The 19,152-nt window shown below is 37.2% G+C and carries 24 protein-coding genes; 10 read left to right on the top strand and 14 right to left on the bottom strand.

All coding sequences use genetic code 11. The annotated features are described in order from the left end of the window. Nucleotides 1-147 precede the first annotated feature (147 nt). Entirely contained in the window at nt 148-1,602 is a 1,455-nt protein-coding gene (locus H9X96_RS20700; RefSeq protein WP_187668110.1) for a TonB-dependent receptor, read from the top strand. Between the two features lie 27 nt (nt 1,603-1,629). Further along, complete coding sequence (locus tag H9X96_RS20695; RefSeq protein WP_187668109.1) at nt 1,630-3,006, top strand: RagB/SusD family nutrient uptake outer membrane protein; 1,377 nt, start codon at nt 1,630-1,632, stop codon at nt 3,004-3,006. 45 nt (nt 3,007-3,051) lie between these two features. On the opposite strand, the gene H9X96_RS20690 is transcribed toward H9X96_RS20695, so the two are convergent. From H9X96_RS20690 to H9X96_RS20670, 5 genes are all read right to left on the bottom strand, one after another. Further along, nucleotides 3,052-3,453 carry a hypothetical protein gene (locus H9X96_RS20690; RefSeq protein ID WP_187668108.1) on the bottom strand — a complete coding sequence of 134 codons (402 nt, stop codon included), beginning with the start codon at nt 3,451-3,453 and terminating at the stop codon, nt 3,052-3,054. Between the two features lie 77 nt (nt 3,454-3,530). Beyond that, a complete protein-coding gene (locus H9X96_RS20685; RefSeq protein ID WP_187668107.1) occupies nt 3,531-3,839 on the bottom strand; it encodes a hypothetical protein in 309 nt (102 codons plus the stop codon). 99 nt (nt 3,840-3,938) lie between these two features. Beyond that, on the bottom strand, nt 3,939-4,424 hold the full coding sequence (locus H9X96_RS20680; RefSeq protein ID WP_187668106.1) for a hypothetical protein: 486 nt from the start codon (nt 4,422-4,424) through the stop codon (nt 3,939-3,941). A 154-nt stretch (nt 4,425-4,578) separates the two neighbouring features. Beyond that, a complete protein-coding gene (locus tag H9X96_RS20675) occupies nt 4,579-5,556 on the bottom strand; it encodes an AraC family transcriptional regulator (protein WP_187668105.1) in 978 nt (325 codons plus the stop codon). A gap of 210 nt (nt 5,557-5,766) precedes the next feature. Beyond that, nucleotides 5,767-6,015, bottom strand: coding sequence for an ATP-binding protein (locus H9X96_RS20670; protein ID WP_187668104.1), 249 nt, complete (start codon nt 6,013-6,015; stop codon nt 5,767-5,769). Nucleotides 6,016-6,030: 15 nt separating this feature from the next. Between H9X96_RS20670 and H9X96_RS20665 the strand changes: the two genes are divergently transcribed. Further along, nucleotides 6,031-6,378 (top strand): hypothetical protein, encoded by a 348-nt coding sequence (locus H9X96_RS20665; protein ID WP_187668103.1) that lies wholly within the window; start codon nt 6,031-6,033, stop codon nt 6,376-6,378. A 58-nt stretch (nt 6,379-6,436) separates the two neighbouring features. Here the strand turns inward: H9X96_RS20665 and H9X96_RS20660 are convergent, their stop codons facing one another. The 7 genes from H9X96_RS20660 to H9X96_RS20635 all read right to left on the bottom strand — a co-directional run bounded on the left by H9X96_RS20660 (nt 6,437) and on the right by H9X96_RS20635 (nt 10,432). Then, nucleotides 6,437-6,673, bottom strand: coding sequence for a hypothetical protein (locus H9X96_RS20660; RefSeq protein WP_187668102.1), 237 nt, complete (start codon nt 6,671-6,673; stop codon nt 6,437-6,439). A 5-nt stretch (nt 6,674-6,678) separates the two neighbouring features. Then, nucleotides 6,679-6,825, bottom strand: coding sequence for a hypothetical protein (locus tag H9X96_RS23165; RefSeq protein WP_370576767.1), 147 nt, complete (start codon nt 6,823-6,825; stop codon nt 6,679-6,681). Between the two features lie 22 nt (nt 6,826-6,847). After that, nucleotides 6,848-6,973, bottom strand: coding sequence for a hypothetical protein (locus H9X96_RS22990; protein ID WP_255431189.1), 126 nt, complete (start codon nt 6,971-6,973; stop codon nt 6,848-6,850). A 50-nt stretch (nt 6,974-7,023) separates the two neighbouring features. After that, nucleotides 7,024-7,362, bottom strand: coding sequence for an RHS repeat domain-containing protein (locus tag H9X96_RS20650; RefSeq protein ID WP_187668101.1), 339 nt, complete (start codon nt 7,360-7,362; stop codon nt 7,024-7,026). Nucleotides 7,363-8,047: 685 nt separating this feature from the next. After that, complete coding sequence (locus H9X96_RS20645; protein ID WP_255431188.1) at nt 8,048-8,581, bottom strand: ORF6N domain-containing protein; 534 nt, start codon at nt 8,579-8,581, stop codon at nt 8,048-8,050. A 1,189-nt stretch (nt 8,582-9,770) separates the two neighbouring features. Then, on the bottom strand, nt 9,771-10,154 hold the full coding sequence (locus H9X96_RS20640; protein WP_370576766.1) for an ORF6N domain-containing protein: 384 nt from the start codon (nt 10,152-10,154) through the stop codon (nt 9,771-9,773). A 20-nt stretch (nt 10,155-10,174) separates the two neighbouring features. Beyond that, nucleotides 10,175-10,432 carry a hypothetical protein gene (locus H9X96_RS20635; protein WP_222943951.1) on the bottom strand — a complete coding sequence of 86 codons (258 nt, stop codon included), beginning with the start codon at nt 10,430-10,432 and terminating at the stop codon, nt 10,175-10,177. A 688-nt stretch (nt 10,433-11,120) separates the two neighbouring features. Here H9X96_RS20635 and H9X96_RS20630 point away from each other — a divergent pair. The 6 genes from H9X96_RS20630 (at nt 11,121) to H9X96_RS20605 (ending at nt 16,544) form a co-directional block, all read left to right on the top strand. After that, nucleotides 11,121-11,315, top strand: a complete 195-nt coding sequence (locus H9X96_RS20630; protein ID WP_187668099.1) for a helix-turn-helix domain-containing protein — start codon at nt 11,121-11,123, stop codon at nt 11,313-11,315. Between the two features lie 1,011 nt (nt 11,316-12,326). Next, nucleotides 12,327-12,527, top strand: coding sequence for a hypothetical protein (locus H9X96_RS20625; RefSeq protein WP_187668098.1), 201 nt, complete (start codon nt 12,327-12,329; stop codon nt 12,525-12,527). Continuing rightward, entirely contained in the window at nt 12,524-13,276 is a 753-nt protein-coding gene (locus H9X96_RS20620) for an ABC transporter ATP-binding protein (RefSeq protein WP_187668097.1), read from the top strand. The genes H9X96_RS20625 and H9X96_RS20620 overlap by 4 nt, the downstream gene beginning before the upstream one ends. Before the next feature lie 3 nt (nt 13,277-13,279). Continuing rightward, a complete protein-coding gene (locus H9X96_RS20615; protein WP_187668096.1) occupies nt 13,280-14,653 on the top strand; it encodes a hypothetical protein in 1,374 nt (457 codons plus the stop codon). Nucleotides 14,654-15,120: 467 nt separating this feature from the next. Then, nucleotides 15,121-15,468 carry a hypothetical protein gene (locus H9X96_RS20610; RefSeq protein WP_187668095.1) on the top strand — a complete coding sequence of 116 codons (348 nt, stop codon included), beginning with the start codon at nt 15,121-15,123 and terminating at the stop codon, nt 15,466-15,468. Nucleotides 15,469-15,860: 392 nt separating this feature from the next. Next, entirely contained in the window at nt 15,861-16,544 is a 684-nt protein-coding gene (locus tag H9X96_RS20605) for a DUF6629 family protein (RefSeq protein WP_187668094.1), read from the top strand. Between the two features lie 79 nt (nt 16,545-16,623). Here the strand turns inward: H9X96_RS20605 and yiaA are convergent, their stop codons facing one another. Beyond that, nucleotides 16,624-17,034, bottom strand: coding sequence for an inner membrane protein YiaA (yiaA, locus tag H9X96_RS20600; RefSeq protein WP_187668093.1), 411 nt, complete (start codon nt 17,032-17,034; stop codon nt 16,624-16,626). 210 nt (nt 17,035-17,244) lie between these two features. After that, entirely contained in the window at nt 17,245-18,021 is a 777-nt protein-coding gene (locus H9X96_RS20595; RefSeq protein ID WP_187668092.1) for a hypothetical protein, read from the bottom strand. A gap of 333 nt (nt 18,022-18,354) precedes the next feature. Here H9X96_RS20595 and H9X96_RS20590 point away from each other — a divergent pair, with 333 nt between their 5' ends. Further along, on the top strand, nt 18,355-19,149 hold the full coding sequence (locus H9X96_RS20590; RefSeq protein ID WP_187668091.1) for a helix-turn-helix transcriptional regulator: 795 nt from the start codon (nt 18,355-18,357) through the stop codon (nt 19,147-19,149). Nucleotides 19,150-19,152 lie beyond the last annotated feature (3 nt).

Genomic DNA, 19,152 nt, shown 5'->3' with positions numbered 1-19,152 from the left:
GAACCACCTAAGCTGGAACCCAATACCAGCATACAAGGGATTCTTTTTTGAATAATCCTTAAAATGCGATTATTTCAATCCATCCTAAGCCTTTTTACAAAAACATTAAACGTTTAGGACACTATTGCATCAAAACCTGGCTTTACTTTGTACGGGTATGACGAGCGTACAGGACAGGGAACTAATCAGTTCAACAACCTGATGTATTATCCAATAAGGCCAAGTGGAAGCCTACGTATCCCCACGGGTTTCAGTGCTCTGGGAGAACTAGCAGACAGATACCTTTCTTATTTTGGAAATGTTGCGTATACCTATTTAGATCGATATACTTTCTCGGGAAGTTGGCGTTGGGACGGATCTAACCTATTTGGTGTTAAAACGAATCAAAAAGGTGTTCCGCTATGGTCGGTAGGCCAAAGCTGGCAAATTGGCAAAGAACCATTTTATACTGTTGACTGGCTTCCAAATGTGCGTTTGCGAACTACTTATGGGAGCAGCGGAAATGTGAACAAACAGATCACCTCATTTCCAGTAACAAGCTTTGTCGAGAATATAAATGGACTACCAGCGGGAATTATTATCAGTGCAGGAAACCCTGGTTTAAGGTGGGAAAAGGTTAATACATTTAATGTGGGTCTCGATTTTGCCACTAAAGGAAGCCGGATTCAGGGAAGTATCGACTACTATACAAAAAAAGCAAGTGATCTTATTGGGAAAAACTATCTTGCTCCCTCAACAGGTATAATTGAGGACGTTACGCCAGCAATTAATAACCTTATCAATTATGCAAATATGCAAACCAAAGGGTTTGACCTCCAACTGACCAGTCAAAATCTTGTTGGAAAGTTTAATTGGGAAACTACTTTACTTTTAAGTTATACCAAAAATAAAATCACCAATTACAGTTCAAGGGAAGCAGCAGGATTGTCCGATTACTTTGCTGATCCTGCCCCACCTAGGATTGGTACTTCTAGGGATGTAATTTATTGGTTGCCCTGGGCAGGATTAGATCATAATAAAGGTGCACCGTTAGTAAACCAGAACGGTAATTTTACTATAAACTACCAACAATATATAGAAAATTTCAATCCGGCAGAGTTACTACAGGGGCTAAGTGTTCCTCCATTATTTGGCTCGATCAGAAATACTTTGAGCTATAAAAATATGCAGGTTAGCGCTACAGTCAGCTTTAAAACTGGGTATGTATTTCGAAAACGTTCTATGTATTCTGGTGAGGAATATCTTGAAGTTCCGAACTATAATATGGATTATTTTAAACGGTGGAAGCAGCCTGGTGACGAGCTGGCTACTAATGTACCTGCTGCTTCTACATTTGATATCTATCAGGGACAGGTCTATGGCTCTTCAGCAGCGGTGATTGCTAAAGGTGATCATGTTCGTATGCAGGACGTGACTATTAGCTATGCTTTTAACGGTAATCTTTTAAAAAAGCTCAACATTCAGAACTTCAGATTATACGGATACGCACGTGATCTTGGCATAATATGGCAGGCGGATAAAAGCGGTATTGATCCTGATTATCCAAATGCGGCTTATCCCACTCCTGCTAGCTATGCTATTGGAATACAGGCTAGTTTTTAATAATTATAACAAACAAAATCACATTCAATGAAAAAGATCATTTTACATTTGCTATTGATTACTGCAGTTGCATTATTATTTTCATGCCAAAAGGAGTTCCTGGAAATAAAACAAAATAAAAACCGTGTTAGTCCAACAAGCATTGCAGATTTCCAAAGCCTTCTGGATAATAGCAACATAATGAATGCAGCACAAAGTTTTGAGTTGGGAGTGATTGGTGCTGATGAATTTATCGTGACTGATGCAGTATGGGATGCCCTCGCCAGGCCTTATCAAAAACAGGGATATATCTGGGCAAAGAATGTCTATCAAGGAATCCAGCTTGCTGACTGGAATAATGCTTACTGGAGAATTTTATATGCAAATACCGCATTGGAAGGAGCAGTGAAAATCAAACCAGCTACCTCCGAACAAGGAGCATGGGCGAATTTAAAAGGAAGTGCGCTATTCTTTAGGGCTTTTAATTTCTTCCAGCTGTCCCAATTATTTTGTAAGCCGTATAATTCATCTAAAGCAGCAAGTGATCTTGGCATAGTCTTACGTTTAGAGGCAGACATCAATCCTATTTCAACACGTGCAACCGTTGAAAGCACTTACCAGCAGATCATAGCTGATCTAACGGAAGCTGCTGATTTGCTAGATAAAGTCCCAGTGAACAAACTACGGCCTTCGAAGCAAGCAGCATATGCGCTATTAGCTAAAACCTATTTACTGATGGGTAATTATCCAAAAGCTGGTTTTTATGCTGACCAATGCTTAAAGATCAACTCTCAGCTTATTAATTTTAATGAGATAGCTCTAAATGCACGCTATACCTTTTTGGCTGATTATAATCGAAATAAAGAGGTGCTCTTTTATGCGAATATGGCTAATGCTGCCATAATAGCATCTACCCGGCTCAACATGAATCCGGGACTGCTAAAACTTTATTCAGCAGATGATTTAAGATATCGTGCTTATTTTTATACAAATACCGATGCAAGAATTTTATTCAAAGGTGGGTACACAGGAAGTTCTATTGTGTTTACGGGTTTAGCTACTGATGAGCAATATCTGATCAGGGCAGAATGTCTTGCCAGAACCGGAGATCATTTACAGGCGATGAGGGATTTAAACACATTGCTTAAGATGCGTTATGACAAGGCAACATTTAAAGATTTGACAGCCTCGAATGCTGAAGTTGCGTTAAGCACCATCCTACAGGAGCGAAAAAAAGAATTGGTAATGAGAGGGATCAGATGGGAAGATCTAAGAAGGCTTAATAAAGAAAAACCATTCGAGACTAAAATTATCAGAACTGTTAACGGTATAACATATGAACTCTTACCAAATGATATACGTTATGTTTGGCCTATTCCGGAGAGCGAGATTTTGCTAAGTGGGTTTGAACAAAATCCAAGATAGCAAAAAAGCGGGCAAATTATAGCCCGCTTTTTAATATAAAATTGCCTACTCAGGACTCCGTGAACTGTTGCCTACTGTTACTTCAGGATCAGCATTTGCGGCCGCTACTGTTGCGGGAAGCATTGCATCTTCATCGGTAAAAGTTAGGAATACAGCACATTTATTTCCGGTATTTAAAGTTTGTGCACACCCGTCCGGATCAATAGCCGGAGGCGCACTAGTTAGACTCCCTATGGACTGATTAGCAGGCATTTCTGGCTGAGAAGGGTTTGTAATGGTTATCGTATACCATCCGTTCGCTGGTGCGATTTTCTCTTTCGTTAATGCTTGTTTAAATTGACCTTTTTTCTCAGTCGAAGTAAAACCATAAACCAGACCTACACCAACAAATAACGCTATCGCTGTTACAAGGGTTAGGATTTTTTTTGTGAACAGTTTTCTGTTCATAATGTGGTCTTTTATTTTGCTAAAAAAAGTCTGCCTTAAAAAACGTTATATTTATGTAATTATGTTATGGGTGTCTTTTAGCAGACCTCGCTGATTACCATCGTATCCCGATACTTTGGTTTTCGTTTCCCGGATAGTCCTGCCCGACTATCCGGGATTGTTCGATGCACCGCATTTTTACAGTCATGAACAATCCTATTAACCACTCTCTTTCGGGCGTAAGGGCAATTGAAGATCGTCTGAATGGATATATTGATAGACCACATTCGTCCGGACAGGTAAAAACTCATGAAACGGATGAACAGCAGGGCCATATAGGCAAGGATTACCGTTAAGGATATGATCCTGGCAATGTCCATTATTTTCGCTGCATCTACAATTTTCATCTCTTTACCTTTTTAATCTGGGACTGCTATCTTATATCTGGTACTTCACCGTCAGGAATTAACGGCCAGCATGCGATACTACCCATCCATATTTTAATTCTATTTATCATGATCTGGATGCTGCATTGTCGATTTGATTTCTATGCTATGCTGGTATTCTTTGTCCCATTCACCCGAGGCAACGGTTTCATCCCTCTTTTCTATTGCCCTTGATAGCGCTTCTTGCTCGGTTCCAGAAAAAAGCATAATATTAAAGACGCCTTGCGACCTTTCTGCGCCATCGTAAAAAAATATGTCATACTCTTCTCTTGCAGCCGCTTCGGCCATTTCGATTAGGTCATTGATGCCCAGGTTGATCGGATCATTTGTATTCTCACGAAGTGTTACCGTGTATGGATCTGCCTGCTTGTTTGCGATATATTCCGGGTTCAGCGGGGCTTCGACAATCTCCAGATCTATCGGACGGGTTTTAAACCTGTCTATAAAATTTTCGGCCTTTTCTCTGCTGTCAAATATTGCTATGATCTCCTCCATCTCATGAAAACCAATTGGCTTTACTATATAGATATTGTTCGTGTTTTCCATGTTTCCTGATCCGTTTGGTAACCATCATTTTATATTAATTAAATTTCAATAATGATTTTTTACTAAGCAAGCATTAAACACACCATTTCCAGCTAATTTCGGGGTCAAAATAGTCCCGAAATGTGTGTTTTTTGCGCAAAACTCCTTGGAAAACCTAGAAAAAGGCTAAAAACCCGCCTTTTCGGCCATTTGTAGGCGGATTTCCGATTGACTTTTTGTATTGGGCTTGAAAACTGTGTAAATCTCTGTACCCTACCTTGATGTAAACATCTTTGACTGGAATTTCCTCTATGGTCAGCATCTGTTTGGCATGTTCCATACGAACCTTAATCAGATAGTTGTGTGGGGTGGTGCCAAACTCCTCTTTAAAAATTTCGATCAATGTTTTCTCAGTGATGTGAAATTCGTCTGCAACCGAATAATTACTAAGTGTTGGGTCGGCAAAGTTTGCATCTAAATAATCTCTGATTTGATATTCCCGTTGGGAAAACTTTACATCTAAAAGCCGCTGGTAGTCATCGATGACCTTTTTAGCGTGATCTGACAATAGGGATTCCAGGTCAACGCCTCCGGTCTCTTTATCCCAAAATAACTGTTCCAAGATCTTTTTCATATCGTTGTCTATCCAGCAAGGCGGCATGTGGCCAAACAAGTCGTCACTATTTTCCATGCCTTCCATGAACGGCTTTAGACGAGGGTAACGGTTTAGATGTTTGATGATCCATATTGCCCTCGGGCAGAGATAGCAGAAAAGATGCTTTCCCTTTGGCAATCGGTAAAGATATTCACCTTTTTTGTTGTAAGTGGCGTAGCAGATATTTTCTGGTGCCTCGGCAATCAGCTTGCCATCAGGTGTGAGAAAAGTCATTCGACCTTGAAGTACCAGGAACAGGAACAAACTCGGGTTTTCAATCAGGTAACTTGCATGCAAATCCTCGTGCAGGTCAACTTCAATCACTTCCATAAAAAACAGAATGTGGCTATAAAACTGCCTGACGACGGTACCTTGTTCAACGTATATTTGTCGGGCTTCGGCATAAGGGATTCGGTAAGTGCACCAGTCTGGAATATCTCCGGTGATATTCGTTTCTAAGGCTGGCGTTTCAAATTGGTGGGCTATCGGTCTTTCCATATTGAGTTTCGTTAATTGTGGGCAAGCCGCACATTTAACTGAAAGCCTGCCTTACTGGGGTATATTCATTTTTTTTTCTCTAAAATTCCTTACAAGCTAAGGTAATAAATTTCTTTATCCTTATCAATATTCCATTATTATACTCGGTCGGGATAAAATAGTCTGCGTCTTCCAGTCGATCCGCCCCAGCTCAGCGTAGTATTTTTTTCTTTAGGTATTGGCCGCTATTTTAACTGCTTTGTTAACATTTTTAGACCCCATCATGCTCTTAGCTTCTTTCATCCGATAGGATTTTCCATTCCTATTTACCAGGAAAAATTTATGGGTAAGCCGGTCCAGTAATGCCGCAGTCAGCACTGTATCCATACCGAAGATCTCATGCCATTTCTCGAAGGATTTATTGGAAGTTATGATCGTGGATTTGATACCGGTTCTTAATGAGATGTGGTTGAAGAGCATTTCAGCACGATTAAGATGAAAAAAGGCAAAAGCATCAAAGGCCTTGACTTCTACTTCTCGAGTTGGAAATACAAAACCAATATTCAGTTGTATTCCAACGGAAACGAACTCAAAATGATTAATCGGATTTCGGTGTTTAGAGCAGAAGAGCTACCAGTATTATCTGAAACCTTACCCATTGAAAACATCATTCAATGGACTGTAAACGAAAAAGCTAGGGATTGGTACAAAGCTATAACTGCAGAGATACTTACATCGCCCAATAAGTCTATTGACAAAAGCTTCAAAAACGAAAAAGCAAATATAAAATTGGCTTATAAGGAAAAGTTCAGGTCCTTAACTGTTACCATAAATGCCACCTAAAAACGAAAATATTGCCAGCCCAACATAATTCTAAACGCTAAAAACAAATCAATAATCGTCAATCAGCCTCTTTAATGTAAATTGTCTGAGGCTTATCAAAGCCATCCCAAAAAACATGAAGCCTATCACAAACATTGCACCTCACAACGATTTCCATCTTTGAATATAATATTTCAGGATCTATTTGACCTTCAAACTTATCGTATTCAACATCAGAAATAATCAACCACTGATGCGGGCTTGGGATTTCCCCAAGCCAAATTACATTATCACACTTACATCTAATTTTTGGCATAATGGCTATTTTGGCATTATTATTACATCTGTTATTCTTGTAGCTCCTGCACTCCTTACCCTATTTAGTACATTCCCTAGCTGTGAGTCTGTAACATTTGTTCTTAAAAGATCAAGAACTATTCCTGGGGCTTGCCTGTTCTTTTTAGCAATCGCACTTATTATAGTACTTAGATTATTCGTTATTGGCGTATAAAGAGCTACCAGCCTCGATTGCTACAGATCCTTTAGGCGCTGCAAATTTTGCAATTTTCAATGGAGAAATCGACGCAAAATCTTCAGCAGACAACTTAAATTCCATGACACTAATCATGAATTGATTAAACTTCAGTAGACTATCATTCGATGAATTTAACGCTTTCTTTCCTGATCTTTATTTTTAGGCTCCTGATCCGTTTGGTTAATTCCGTATTCTTTTTGAACCTGATCCCATGAAACTTCTTTCCCTTCATCTTCATATTTCCCTGTATCCCAATTGTATGTTGGCGCCATACCATCAGGATCTATCATTAAGACTGGGTTGGTGATTCCATAATTATATGGCGACATATGACTAAACATATCAGCTTTAGGATCCACCACATTCCAGCGTCCTATTACCGGATCATAGAACCTAGCGCCGTAATCGTACAGGCTACCGCATTTTTTTTGCCTTTTCTGAGATTTGCAGATTGCAATTTTCAGTGCCATAAAGTACGTTCTTCGACCAAAGATATAGATTTAGTTTTCATCTACCAACCTGGTTTTTATCCGTTTTTATGGTTTGTTTTTTACAGGAAGCGGTACTATGAAAGGCACTGCTTGTTCGTTAGATCATCTTTAACAGCAAAGGTAGCCTCGAAAGAAAAGTAGTAAAGGGACTTTCGCGGCATAAACAAGCTTAGGCTTTACCCGCAAAGGCCATTTATTCCACGTTCCCTTGACAGCTTCCCTTTCTTAGGCTCGGGGTGGCTTAACAGATGAACTACCTGAACCCTTGACGATTGGGAATATGAGCGGTTCTTTCTATCCCTGAGAGGTTGGGCGGGCGCAGCGTCCCTGTTTTCAAAGGGATTCCGTGGTTCCCCCGACCAGTCTTGCACTGCCGATCAGCCATTAACAATACCATGCTGCCGCAGGCTTTGCCGCTGACCGACGGGAAGATGACGGCAGAGCGCAGGCCAGTCAGGGACGTGCGGCTATTTAACATAATAACCCATTATAACGACAGCTTTGGTCGCGGGATAGCCCTGCGGGGCTGCTTTTATAATGTGTATCATGTTGTATAGCTTAAGGCCGGTCTTCCCGGCAGAAGGGATGGTGTGGGGAAGGGTAGCAAAACACAGAGAAGCTGAAAGCTGGCTGAGTTATGATACCCTGAAGATGGTGTGGAGGTTTATTCTCCTTTTCGTTTAAAGCCTATTGGCTTACGGGGTTCATCGTCTTTTTCGATGAACTTACTGAGGTAAGTAAACAGTAACTCTATTTTCTCATCCTGTTTCACCAGCCGCTTTTCCACCTGCTCTACCTGCAACGATACATCTTTATGCAACAGCAACATTTCTCTTAACTTCACAAAGATTTCTATGATACAAATACTCATCTGTATCGCTCTTTCACTCTTCAGCACATTGGAGAGCATTAACACACCATGCTCAGTAAAGACATAAGGTAAAGCGCCCCCTAGCGCCTGTTTTGATGGTATCGCATTTTGCGATACCATGTCCTCGACCTCCTGATCGCTTAACTGGAACATGAAGTTCTCGGGGAACCTTTCCTTGTTTCGTTTAACCTGCTCCCTTAAACGGATAGACTTAACTCCATACAGTTCCGCAAGATCTCTATCCAGCATAACTTTCTGATCACGGACCATATAGATCTTGCTCATGACCACTTCATCAGGTATAGTAACATTTTTTAACGGACTCATAGGACTAATATATTCAGATATTGGTTTAAGTGGTTATTTATTCAAGGGATGATGCTTGTTTAAAGCTTCTCTCAAGTCTTCCAGGTTAGTGGAATCTCTTTTCCATTCGTAACTGAAATTAAATATCAAAATCAAGCCTTAATGTTTAGCGTAATCAAAATTAAAACCAACCAGGCTATTGACGAAAATATATTTCAATTCCCAACAGAAAAAGAATGACTCCCGACCTTAGTTTAAATAACGTACAGAAAATATCTTCTTTTCCATGATTAGATTGAGGTACGCATAATAATAATCAAATATAAGACTGTGGATAGAAAGGTCTCTACCCCCAGCATGACAGAGTTAATAAAAACAACTTAGCATAATCTAGGACACAATAAAAAGTAAGGAGCTTCCTAGAAGCAGGTAGAATATACTTCAGATGCAGAGACAAAAACCTTTTTTCCTTAGTGGTGGCCCTTAGCCCCACCAAGGAAAAATGACATATTTGCCCTCAATTTACACTACTTATAATTATAAAGGCAATCGTGATCCACATATGTTAGGTTACTTTCCACAAACTTCCGTTAAAATTTCATCATACTCTTTTTTGAATTTTTTTAAAACATAAAAGCACGAGGCACAATATAGTGCAGCAAAACTACCATAATATATCCCTAAGATTCCATACATTAAATCCTCATTCATAGTATTAAAAACCAACAAATGCAAGCCCGTAGACAGAAAAAAACAGTACGCTAGAGAAAATAAATATCTTATTATTTTCCATTTTCCATATTTTGATGCATTTCAATTGCTTTTCTTACAGAAAAACATTAATAATTTTATTTCTTTTTGATAACGATTCATAAATATGACCATTAACACTCGTTCAATGTAATTTTTTTAGCTAAAAAACATATACTGGGTGTATCCGCCCTACCAAGTACACCTTGACTAGCTAATTTTCTGGATTTAGCTTTGCCCTTATGAATAATTTGAAAGAAAAGCGTAACACTATGTCAGCCATGATCGAAAATTGGCAATCCAGTGGCAAGTCAAAGTGTAACCCTCCCAAAAAATCGGACTGTTTAGAAAGGCGAAAATTCGTAACTGACCTCCCACCAATTTTAAGATAGGCTTATAAATAATAAAAGCCCGGTTACCCGGGCTCAGATATCTATTTTTAAGACAAATTGCTATAAGCTTATTCTCCTTTTCTTTTAAAGCCGATCTCCGTTCTGGGCTGATCTTCTTTTTCAATGAACTTACTGAGGTAAGTAAACAGAAGTTCAATCTTCTGATCATGTTTCATCAAGTGCTTTTCAACTTGTTCAACACGGATGAATACATCTTTATGGGCCAGCAACATTTCACGTATACGAATATAGATACGCATGATCTGGATATTAACCTGGATTGATTGAGGGCTATTCAGCACACTGGATAGCATTAAAACGCCATGTTCTGTAAAAGCATTAGGCAACTTTCTTCTCCCTCCCCAACTTGATGTCGCATTTTGCGACTTCAAGTCTACAAACTCATCTTCAGTCAAAGTAAACATGAAGTCTTCCGGGAAACGGTAATATATTCAGATATTGGTTTAAGTGGTTATTTATTCAAGGGATGATGCTTGTTTAAAGCTTCTTTCAAGTCTTCCAGGGTAGTCGTCTGATAACGTTCTGTTGAGCTTACGTATTTATGGCCTGCCATATATTGAACCGTTCTCAGGTCTTTTTCCTTTAGCCATTCAGTGATCACAGAATAAAAAATCTGGCAGAAGTGCAGGACTTGTAAAAAGCTGGAGAAACCTCTGCTATAAAAAGAGGACGACCAAAGAAAGCAGAGGGTCAGAATACTAATGACCAATCTGGAGACGATTTCGAAAATGAATGATTTATTGTACTTTTAAAGTGGCAACCTTTTAATGAGAATTAGTGGGGGCATTCTGTTGATAATTACCAATCTGTATCCGCAGAACTTTAAAAATATAATCCGTTAATCAAATATGTAGTTCGTAGGGCGGATACGGTTGTGGTTCTTTGGTCTGAACTAATTAAAGCCTAAAATGAAACAAGAACCAATCGTTAGCGAAAAAACCTCTTTCCGCTATTTAAAAGAAAAGGATATAAATAATCCACATTTTCAAATCGTCTGCTTTTTCTGCGACAAAAACAATATTGAATCGTTCGCTTTGGAATGAGTTAAAATGATGAACTACAATAGGTTATTTTTTAAGAAACATGTATAAAAAATGCTGATCCTAGTGATCTGATAATTATTTCCTCAATCATTGGTATAAATATAGCAGATGATAGTATGTTGAAGCAACTCATATATTGTTTATATAATCTGCTTTTTAGTGCACTTGGGTTTGATGATCCAATGGTCAAAATCTAAAATTTCCCAAAAAAATCAGACAAAGTTGTTGCTAAGTGTGGATTATGAGTAGGACTATATCGAGAGCCGGGTGTCATAAGATTAAGGAATTAAATCTCTTAAGCGCCCTACTATGAATAATGAAAAAATATTTCATGCCCTTAAAAATAAAATCTTCATGAAAAGAATTGAAAAAGGATTCAGTCAACAATACATGGCCATTCAATTGAACATCTCACAAAATGTTTACTCTATAAATGAAAGGAACATTAAAGCTGTCAGGTTGGAAAGGCTCGTGAAAATCTGTTATATTTTGGATATTTCGCCTTTCAACATCTTTGATGAGATTGCAAATATCAACCAACTACCATAACTTCCATCAAAAACTCCAAACACCTGATAGCAAAATCACGTATAATCTATTGGAAAATTGTTGTAATTTTCAATGTATTAAGTGGCTATTTACAATGGAATGCAAAAAATGATCCTCTATTAATTTTAGCAGAACCAAACAACACATTTGGTTCTGCTAAAATTTCTACTGTAACGGTTCTATATATGTATTGGTTCTTTGCCGGGATGACTTATTAGTATTTCTAAGGATTTTATATTTTTAAATAGAATCACCCCGTCTCTGACTGCTACATTGCAAAGGCTAGTTGAGCCTCGGTAAATTTTGATCTTGTCATCGCAATTATTTGTTTCTAGTTATAAATAATTACCCTTTTTCTCTAGTTTAAACCATATTCGTTCCTGGGTCATTTCACCAAACAAATAGGCATCCAATATATTTTTCTCTGAAAGTTCTATTAAACCTTTCGCTACAAATATTTTGCACCGGTCGTTTTGGCTTAGGCTGGCACAGCTTAGCGATTTTTTTTTTGTAATATATTTATTATTTAACGACTATTGCATGATTCGAATTGAGGAAAAATATTGTAATATGCTATTTAATGATGATTTTAGATTTTTTTTATAAAAAATGTGACTTTATTTATTTTAATAATTAATATATTGTTATATATTAATTACAGCAACGCTCATGCACGAATAAATGTTGTTTTGTTAGATTCTTTATTTAAAAGAAACTATTTAATTACCAAAAAGTTATAATAATATGAAATTATAAAAATTGAGGGCGGAATTAGCCTTGCAGCTTTTGGCTGTGGTTTAGGTGTTGTTGGCATGTTAGGCGGAGGTATTGGATTGATATACTACACCACGATACTTTGTTCAGCCGCCTATGCGGATTCATAAATCATTTATGCCACAGGTGTAGCTCTGTTAGTTGCTGGTGCTTTATGCGCAGGAGCCTTAGCGTCAGATTAATTACTTGTATTTTGGGAGCAGATGATGATCTCATACATATTAAATCAATACTACTATGAGTAATAAATTTTCAAATATCTCCTTAAAATTCATTCTATCAGCAGTTTCTGGAGGATTGGCCTATAATGCTTACCATAAACATGAGACATTTTCACTTAAAGCCAGCTTGTTTTTTTTTGCTATGGTTGGTTTTTTTATGATAGGATTTTATAATTTAAAAAAAGACCAAGGTATAAAAGTAAAATTTAAAAAATGAAGATAACTGTTACTGGGCTCACTAAAAAGTATGGAGAAAACATTGTCCTTGATAAGGTAGATCTGAAATGCACTGGGGGGACGGTATATTGCTTACTAGGCAGGAATGGCGTCGGAAAAAGTACATTAATCAACCTGTTGTCAGATTTGATTGAAGCAACGAGCGGTGACATATATATAAATGAGCATAATTATAAGGAAAGCGAAATACTCATTAAAAAACAAACAGGTCTTTTGAGTCAATACGACCAATTGATTCATGAGTTAAATGCGTCAGATTATTTGCATTGGATAGGATTGTTATATGGACTTCATAAGGAAACCATTGCTAAACAATCTTCAAATCTATTGGATTTTTTTTTCGATAGCGATGAAGATTTAAGGTTACCATGTTCAAAATATTCAAGCGGGATGAAAAAAAAATTAGCTGTATGCGCTGCCGTACTTCATAAACCTAATTTCTTATTACTTGACGAGCCTTTTGCTAATCTCGATCCTTTGGCAGCAAGTAAGCTATGTGATTTTCTAAATGCATATAAAAGCTGCAATAGAGTTATTTTAGTCTCATCGCATGATTTGTTGTATGTTGATAAACTAGCAACGCACATTGGTGTTTTAAGTGGAGCTCAGTTGGTTTATGATGATACAATTTCGGCGTTTAAAAACAATACAGGCAGTATAAACGAAGAGTTGTTAAAATACTTAAAACCAAAGGATGGAACTTCATCTTTATTAAATACATTAATCTAAACTATGATTGTTTTTTTATTAAAGAGGAGAATATCAAATTTTTTCTGTAAGGATAATTTAAAATCAATCATTTGGCTTTCTTTTATGTGCTTGACTATGCTAATTTATGGTATAGGAGTCGCCCAATTTTATGATCATTTTTTGTTGAATAATAAAAAAACCGCAAGGATATTAATTGTCAGTGTTGAAATATTGGTGTTAATAACACCAATTATTTTGAAATTTTTCCCTTCCGTTACTTTGAAGAAATGTATTGTTGGCGCAAATTATCCAGTAAGTAGTTTGAAAATGGCATGTGTAGACTTTTTTGCTGTTTGCTTGACAACCACAACGTACTGGGTCCTTTTTATTTTTGTATCCGCGTTAATTGGATTTAGCGATAAGGTATCTTATTTTGACAGTTCTCTACTCGTATACTGTTGGTTTCTTGGATTCTTATTTGCGGAAAATTTGATAAACGCGCTTTCATGGGCCAAGTATGTTTATTTAAGTGTGGTAACCGGTTCCCTAATAATGTTACTTGTACTGCTGAGTTATTGTGATAATATAATTTTTGTTAATAAGCAATGCGGCGTCTATGTCATAGTAAATACGTTACTAATTGGATTATTATGCATGTTCTTTATGCTTTATGAAAGAAAAATACCTTTAGAAAGTAATTCCAATCAACAATCTGAAAGAAGAAGTATTAACCCCTTTTTTAAGAGAAACTTAACATTGAGGATAATTTTTAATAATTCCAATATTAGAGTCGTTTTGTTAATCGCATTTTTGATAAAGGTTATTTTTCTTCTCTTCTTTATCGTCAATTTAAAACAACATGAAATTGGGTATATCTTATTAAAAGCGCCTTTCTTTTTACTATTAGTTTTGCCTATAATACCCTTTACTTATGTCTATAATAACTTATGGGGTTATTTATTCCCTGTTGAACTGAATAATATCGTTAGTGGGAACACTTTTAAGGGCCATTTAAGAATATATCTAGCTTTTTTAATTCCGATTATTCTAATGGATTTTACATGTGTACTGGTAGTTTTCATCATATTTGGAATGCTTTCCTTGAAGCTTTTCCTCATCTATATCGTATTTGTGATTTATAGTTCTGTAATGGGATTAATAAGCTCATTCCGCAAATATTCTTCTTCTGATGTCGCTTTAAGTTTTTCAAATTTTAGAGTTAAAACATCAAAGGTTTATGCCTGTTTTAATATCATCCCCGGATTATTGATTGGTATGTGCTATCAAAATAATAACCTGGTTTTCATTATTTTAGTTGCGATGTTGGTTGTATCAGCAATGCTTTATAAATATATGAAGGGTTCTTATGTTCATCACCTTAATATATTAAAACATAGTATGCTTTCTGTTAAATGACTACTTATGGATGTACGTAAAATAATTAAATGAATTACAGTGAAATATTGACATAAATTATTATTTATGTCAATCTCATTTTTAATACCCTTAAGTTTAAATAATGATTCTCCTGGCAGACATTGTACGCCTATAAGGCCCTGGTAAGAGTTACAGATTTATTTTCTGTTAAGAGCATTCCACTTTCGTTATTAGTTTATTTGATCTGCATAGGATTGACAAGGCTAACTGCTATATCTTGTTTGCAAAGTACACAGCTTGAGTCCATAAATTGCTCCCCACCGTAATTAATTATAAATGGTAGATTATAATTGCCTAATATTGGAGAAATAGATTTAATAACTGCCCTGCACCGTCATGATTGCTGTTTCAACGAAAGCTATTACGATAGCAGTGTAAAATGAGGTCTAAAGAGATACTTATGTTATCACCTGGTGCCAACTAAAATTATCGTCGGTAAATTGCATATGAATCAAGATTTAATCAAAAAATACGGTATACACTTTAAAAATAAAGTTACAAACTATAAGACAGATAAAGTTCCTCATACTGATATTCCGGATCTCACCATTCTCCTTTATGGCCTAGGAGTCTCTGAACTAAATGAAGATCTGCTCCACATCAATGCAGTGTTGAATGGACTGGAAGAAGAGTATGAAACTCAGAATGAAATGGTTTTAATTGATGTGAATAAAGAGGAAGTATGTTTTTATTCTGATGAAAGCACCGTATTTCATATGCCTACAATTGAATTTAAACAAATTGTTGAAGCCTGGCGTGATTTTATATTAACCCCACCTTTCAACGGAGAATAAGTAACAGTTAAAAACCTCGTACTTTATTAATAAAGATCTGCCACATTTTTCAGGAACTAACTTCTAAAATTACCGCTTTTGAAAAGCCAAATTCATTTACTGATGAAATGGTTTCTGGTGCATTTAAACATATACATAAATTCGAACCAATAGACAATGGGACGAATATGATTGATATTTTTTCTTACGTATCCCCATTAGGAATCTTAGGGAAAGTTGCAGATCATCTCTTTTTGAAGAAATATATGGAAACTCTTTTGATGAACCGCAATCTCACTATAAAGCAACATGCAGAAAGTGCAGTCAAAATCTTTTTTAATCCCTAAACTTTTATCATGCTGGAACGTTTGTCTAATACCTGATGAATTTTCCTCAGATATAAAGAATGGCTGATGTGTTTTTCTGCTACAGCGAGTTTTACAGCAGGTGCTGGCCTACTATTGGTAGGCAGTATTGCCTTGACAAAAGCTAAAACAACCCCACAATATGTACTGGCTTGCATTCCGATCCTTTTTGCAGTGCAGCAGGCTATGGAGGGATTCTTATGGCTGACTCTTTCACATGCGGCTTATGCCCCCTGGACTGACCTTACCATGTACCTGTTTCTGGCATTTGCCCAAACCGTCTGGCCCATATTGGTTCCCTTGTCGATGCTGTTGTTTGAAAAAGATCCCCTTAGGAAGAAAATTTTGTTAGCGCTGTTAGCCACCGGTGTACTGGCAGCTTTATACCTTGGCTATTCGCTATTGAATTTTAGAGCTTCGGCTAGAATTGAGGAACACCACATCAGATATTCGCTGGAATTCCCTTTCCAAAGCAAACTGCTCAGAGGCATCCCCTACATGCTGGCTACAGCAATTTCACCCTTCTTTTCCAGTCATAAATTGCTCAGATTGTTGGGCTGGACGCTTGTGCTTTCCTATGTGGTCACGGCAATCTTCTATACCAACTACCTTACCTCTGTATGGTGCTTCTTCGGCTCGATATTGAGCATGCTGATTCTTTTCATCATCACTAGGCAGAATTCGGAAAATTTAAAACCTATAACTCTCTCTAAGCTATTTACAAGGCCATAAGAATCAAAAAAGCCCCAGCTGATGCTGAGGCTTAAATAAATGACTGCAGCACCAATATTTCTGGCGCTACTGCAAATGATTAAAATCCTTTGTCGCTATTAGGTTCAGCAGAGAGACTATCTCTAGTGTTCTTCTGTACAGCTATAGAGGCGAAAATTGTCAGTAAGAATGCCATCGCATAGAATCCTTTTTCACTTAAAGCAAGCGTAGCATTCCATAAGCCTATTGCTAATAATGCAATGGAAAGGATCGTACAGAACCAGGCGATTCCATAATAAATATTGGTTACTGGGATGCCTTCTAATCGGTCACGAACACATTTTTGCACAGAAATTGCGGCAAATACACCGAAAATAAGGATGGTAAAATAGTATCCCTTTTCGTTCAATTGCATGGTTGCATTGAAAAGACCGATATTATAAGCAGCAAATCCTGCCATTAAAGCGACCCAGGAGGCCCCAATAAATGCACTTGATGGTTTTTGATTCATTAATTTTTCAGATAGATAATGGTGGATGTTGATTGGTTAATTAGACAATTATAATTAATTATCTTTAAAACCAGTAAGATTCATTTTATTAAAAATTTCATTTGAGGCAAATATTCTAGTTTTTGCACTTTGAAAAGGGATAGGTATTCAAGAAAAGGGACTGAAAAGCATTGATGAAATCATTAAATTCCTTTTTTTTGATGAAAAAAATTAGATCTTTTCAAAATATTGACCTTTCAATTGATACTTTATTTTGCTTTTAGTCACTCGGCCATCCGCATTGATCAGGGGAATCAATATCGTCTTATTCTCCCGGTCATACTGCAATTTCATGTAATCTCTAGGCTCAATCCCATCCTTTCTATCCCTGTTTGAAGAGCTGGAAAGGTCAACTTCATAACCAATTACATTCTTAATCCCGCTTTTAGTTTTAATCAGCTTCGCATTTGGATTTAACTTTCCATTTTCAATAGAGAAGACTTTCGCCTGGTAATAGTATAAGGCGCTACTTCCCACACTGATGCTAGTGCTTAAATAATACCGTTTACCAGCAAGGGTAAGGTCATTGATTTCCATAAATAGACATCCGTTATCTTCCTCAGGCGTATCACTCCTCATGGAATACACTTTCCCCGCAGCATTATATTGGTAAACACTTTTAAAGTACTGCATAGTTCCACCTTCCAGCGTATTCCAGGTGTAGATTCTAAAAAGACCATCAGTAGAAGTCAGCATATCCAATCCAACCTTTGTTTTGTCAAATTTGTGGCTTAAAGTTTTAGGGTTATTGGCAGTAAACTTCAGAATCAGCAGTTCCAATTCCTTATTGTATCTGGCTAACGAATCGTATGATTTTTCCTCCTGGCTATGACTCCATTTCTCCCGCTGCTGAGATAAATGATGTAGCTTGTTCTCCAGAGATTTCATATCCTGACCATAAACAGGCAATTTCAACAAGACTAATAATAATAACAGTATACGGACCATCAAATGATAATTTTTCGCTAACATAAGTAATTATTTGCTCTTCATTAATCAGATTCAGTATCAAAAAAAAGCACAAAAAGCTATTAATGCTACAATTGACCATCCTATGTGCTGATAAAGGTTGATGAGCTTTCAGCAAAAAAGGCCAGTGGTCACAAAGCCTAGGTCAATTGCAGCCCTTACAGTCGCATCTACGCATAGATCGGCCTCATGCCGCAGATCACTAAATCGGCAATCCCATTATCCTTTAAATGATCCAAAAGTGCTGTTTCTCTAAACTGTGCACGCTTTCCATCTTTATTTACCAGGATACCAACAGCCCATAATTATTACATGATTTATTTTGATATCGGAGATGAGATCACCACTCATATTCTCGATAATACCATTCATAAGGCCGGATATCATTCTAAATTGGGCATGGGCTTTATGGATTCTGGAACAAAAGGTATCATCATACCACCTGTCGGTGAGCGTACTTTCAGCTTAAGGCTGCTCGTTGATAAAACCTATTACAAATCATTGGCAGCCACAAATAGAAGTGCTGAGGTGACCAATTTATTATTTGATGAGTCTAAGAATACGCTGTTTTTTTATAGTCATATTGACAGCAGAAGCAAAGTATTATTGAACAGACTTAAAGAAGAACATCATTTCTCAAGTCCTTCTTTCGAGCTTAAGCTGAAACATACTGCGCTTTACCTCTTAAATTATGTATTGGAGCGAACCGCTCGTTTTGAAACCAATATAGAAAAGCTGTCCGAAAACGATATCAATAGCATTCTAAAAACTTCCCAATACATGCTTGATCATCTGCCGCAAGAATTCCCAGGCTTAGCGGCAATGGCAGAAATGGCCGGAATGTCTGGCACGAAATATAAACGGCTGTTTAAGAAGATCCTCAAGGATAGCCCAAATATCTTTGTCTCAAATGAGAAACTGCTGCTTGGCCAGCAACTCCTAGAAAGCGGCAATTTTAAGCAGGTAATTTATGTTGCAAACAGCAGTCGCAGACTGGTATGGAGATCAAAAGGAAGGTACGGTCAAACAGCTTGCAAACGCTGCAGACCTATTATTTACAAAATCAGGAAAAATCTATCCTTATTTACCGAAAGATTCCAGTTTTAATAG

The sequence above is a fragment of the Pedobacter sp. N36a genome, from assembly GCF_014472395.1.
Classification (GTDB): Bacteria; Bacteroidota; Bacteroidia; order Sphingobacteriales; family Sphingobacteriaceae; genus Pedobacter.
This window is presented reverse-complemented; position numbering and strand designations above follow the sequence as displayed.

Excerpts from the sequence above, each read along its gene's own strand:
- H9X96_RS20675 (WP_187668105.1), bottom strand. The coding sequence starts at position 5,556 with ATGGAAAGACCGATAGCCCACCAATTTGAAACGCCAGCCTTAGAAACG.
- H9X96_RS20645 (WP_255431188.1), bottom strand. The coding sequence starts at position 8,581 with ATGAGTCCGTTAAAAAATGTTACTATACCTGATGAAGTGGTCATGAGC.
- H9X96_RS20670 (WP_187668104.1), bottom strand. The coding sequence starts at position 6,015 with ATGCTCTTCAACCACATCTCATTAAGAACCGGTATCAAATCCACGATC.
- H9X96_RS20630 (WP_187668099.1), top strand. The coding sequence starts at position 11,121 with ATGAAAAGAATTGAAAAAGGATTCAGTCAACAATACATGGCCATTCAA.
- H9X96_RS20625 (WP_187668098.1), top strand. The coding sequence starts at position 12,327 with ATGAGTAATAAATTTTCAAATATCTCCTTAAAATTCATTCTATCAGCA.
- H9X96_RS20650 (WP_187668101.1), bottom strand. The coding sequence starts at position 7,362 with ATGGCACTGAAAATTGCAATCTGCAAATCTCAGAAAAGGCAAAAAAAA.
- H9X96_RS20615 (WP_187668096.1), top strand. The coding sequence starts at position 13,280 with ATGATTGTTTTTTTATTAAAGAGGAGAATATCAAATTTTTTCTGTAAG.
- yiaA (WP_187668093.1), bottom strand. The coding sequence starts at position 17,034 with ATGAATCAAAAACCATCAAGTGCATTTATTGGGGCCTCCTGGGTCGCT.
- H9X96_RS20665 (WP_187668103.1), top strand. The coding sequence starts at position 6,031 with ATGAAAAAAGGCAAAAGCATCAAAGGCCTTGACTTCTACTTCTCGAGT.
- H9X96_RS20690 (WP_187668108.1), bottom strand. The coding sequence starts at position 3,453 with ATGAACAGAAAACTGTTCACAAAAAAAATCCTAACCCTTGTAACAGCG.
- H9X96_RS20685 (WP_187668107.1), bottom strand. The coding sequence starts at position 3,839 with ATGAAAATTGTAGATGCAGCGAAAATAATGGACATTGCCAGGATCATA.
- H9X96_RS20590 (WP_187668091.1), top strand. The coding sequence starts at position 18,355 with ATGATTTATTTTGATATCGGAGATGAGATCACCACTCATATTCTCGAT.
- H9X96_RS20660 (WP_187668102.1), bottom strand. The coding sequence starts at position 6,673 with ATGCCAAAAATTAGATGTAAGTGTGATAATGTAATTTGGCTTGGGGAA.
- H9X96_RS20605 (WP_187668094.1), top strand. The coding sequence starts at position 15,861 with ATGTGTTTTTCTGCTACAGCGAGTTTTACAGCAGGTGCTGGCCTACTA.
- H9X96_RS20680 (WP_187668106.1), bottom strand. The coding sequence starts at position 4,424 with ATGGAAAACACGAACAATATCTATATAGTAAAGCCAATTGGTTTTCAT.
- H9X96_RS20610 (WP_187668095.1), top strand. The coding sequence starts at position 15,121 with ATGAATCAAGATTTAATCAAAAAATACGGTATACACTTTAAAAATAAA.
- H9X96_RS22990 (WP_255431189.1), bottom strand. The coding sequence starts at position 6,973 with ATGGAATTTAAGTTGTCTGCTGAAGATTTTGCGTCGATTTCTCCATTG.
- H9X96_RS20695 (WP_187668109.1), top strand. The coding sequence starts at position 1,630 with ATGAAAAAGATCATTTTACATTTGCTATTGATTACTGCAGTTGCATTA.
- H9X96_RS20595 (WP_187668092.1), bottom strand. The coding sequence starts at position 18,021 with ATGGTCCGTATACTGTTATTATTATTAGTCTTGTTGAAATTGCCTGTT.
- H9X96_RS20620 (WP_187668097.1), top strand. The coding sequence starts at position 12,524 with ATGAAGATAACTGTTACTGGGCTCACTAAAAAGTATGGAGAAAACATT.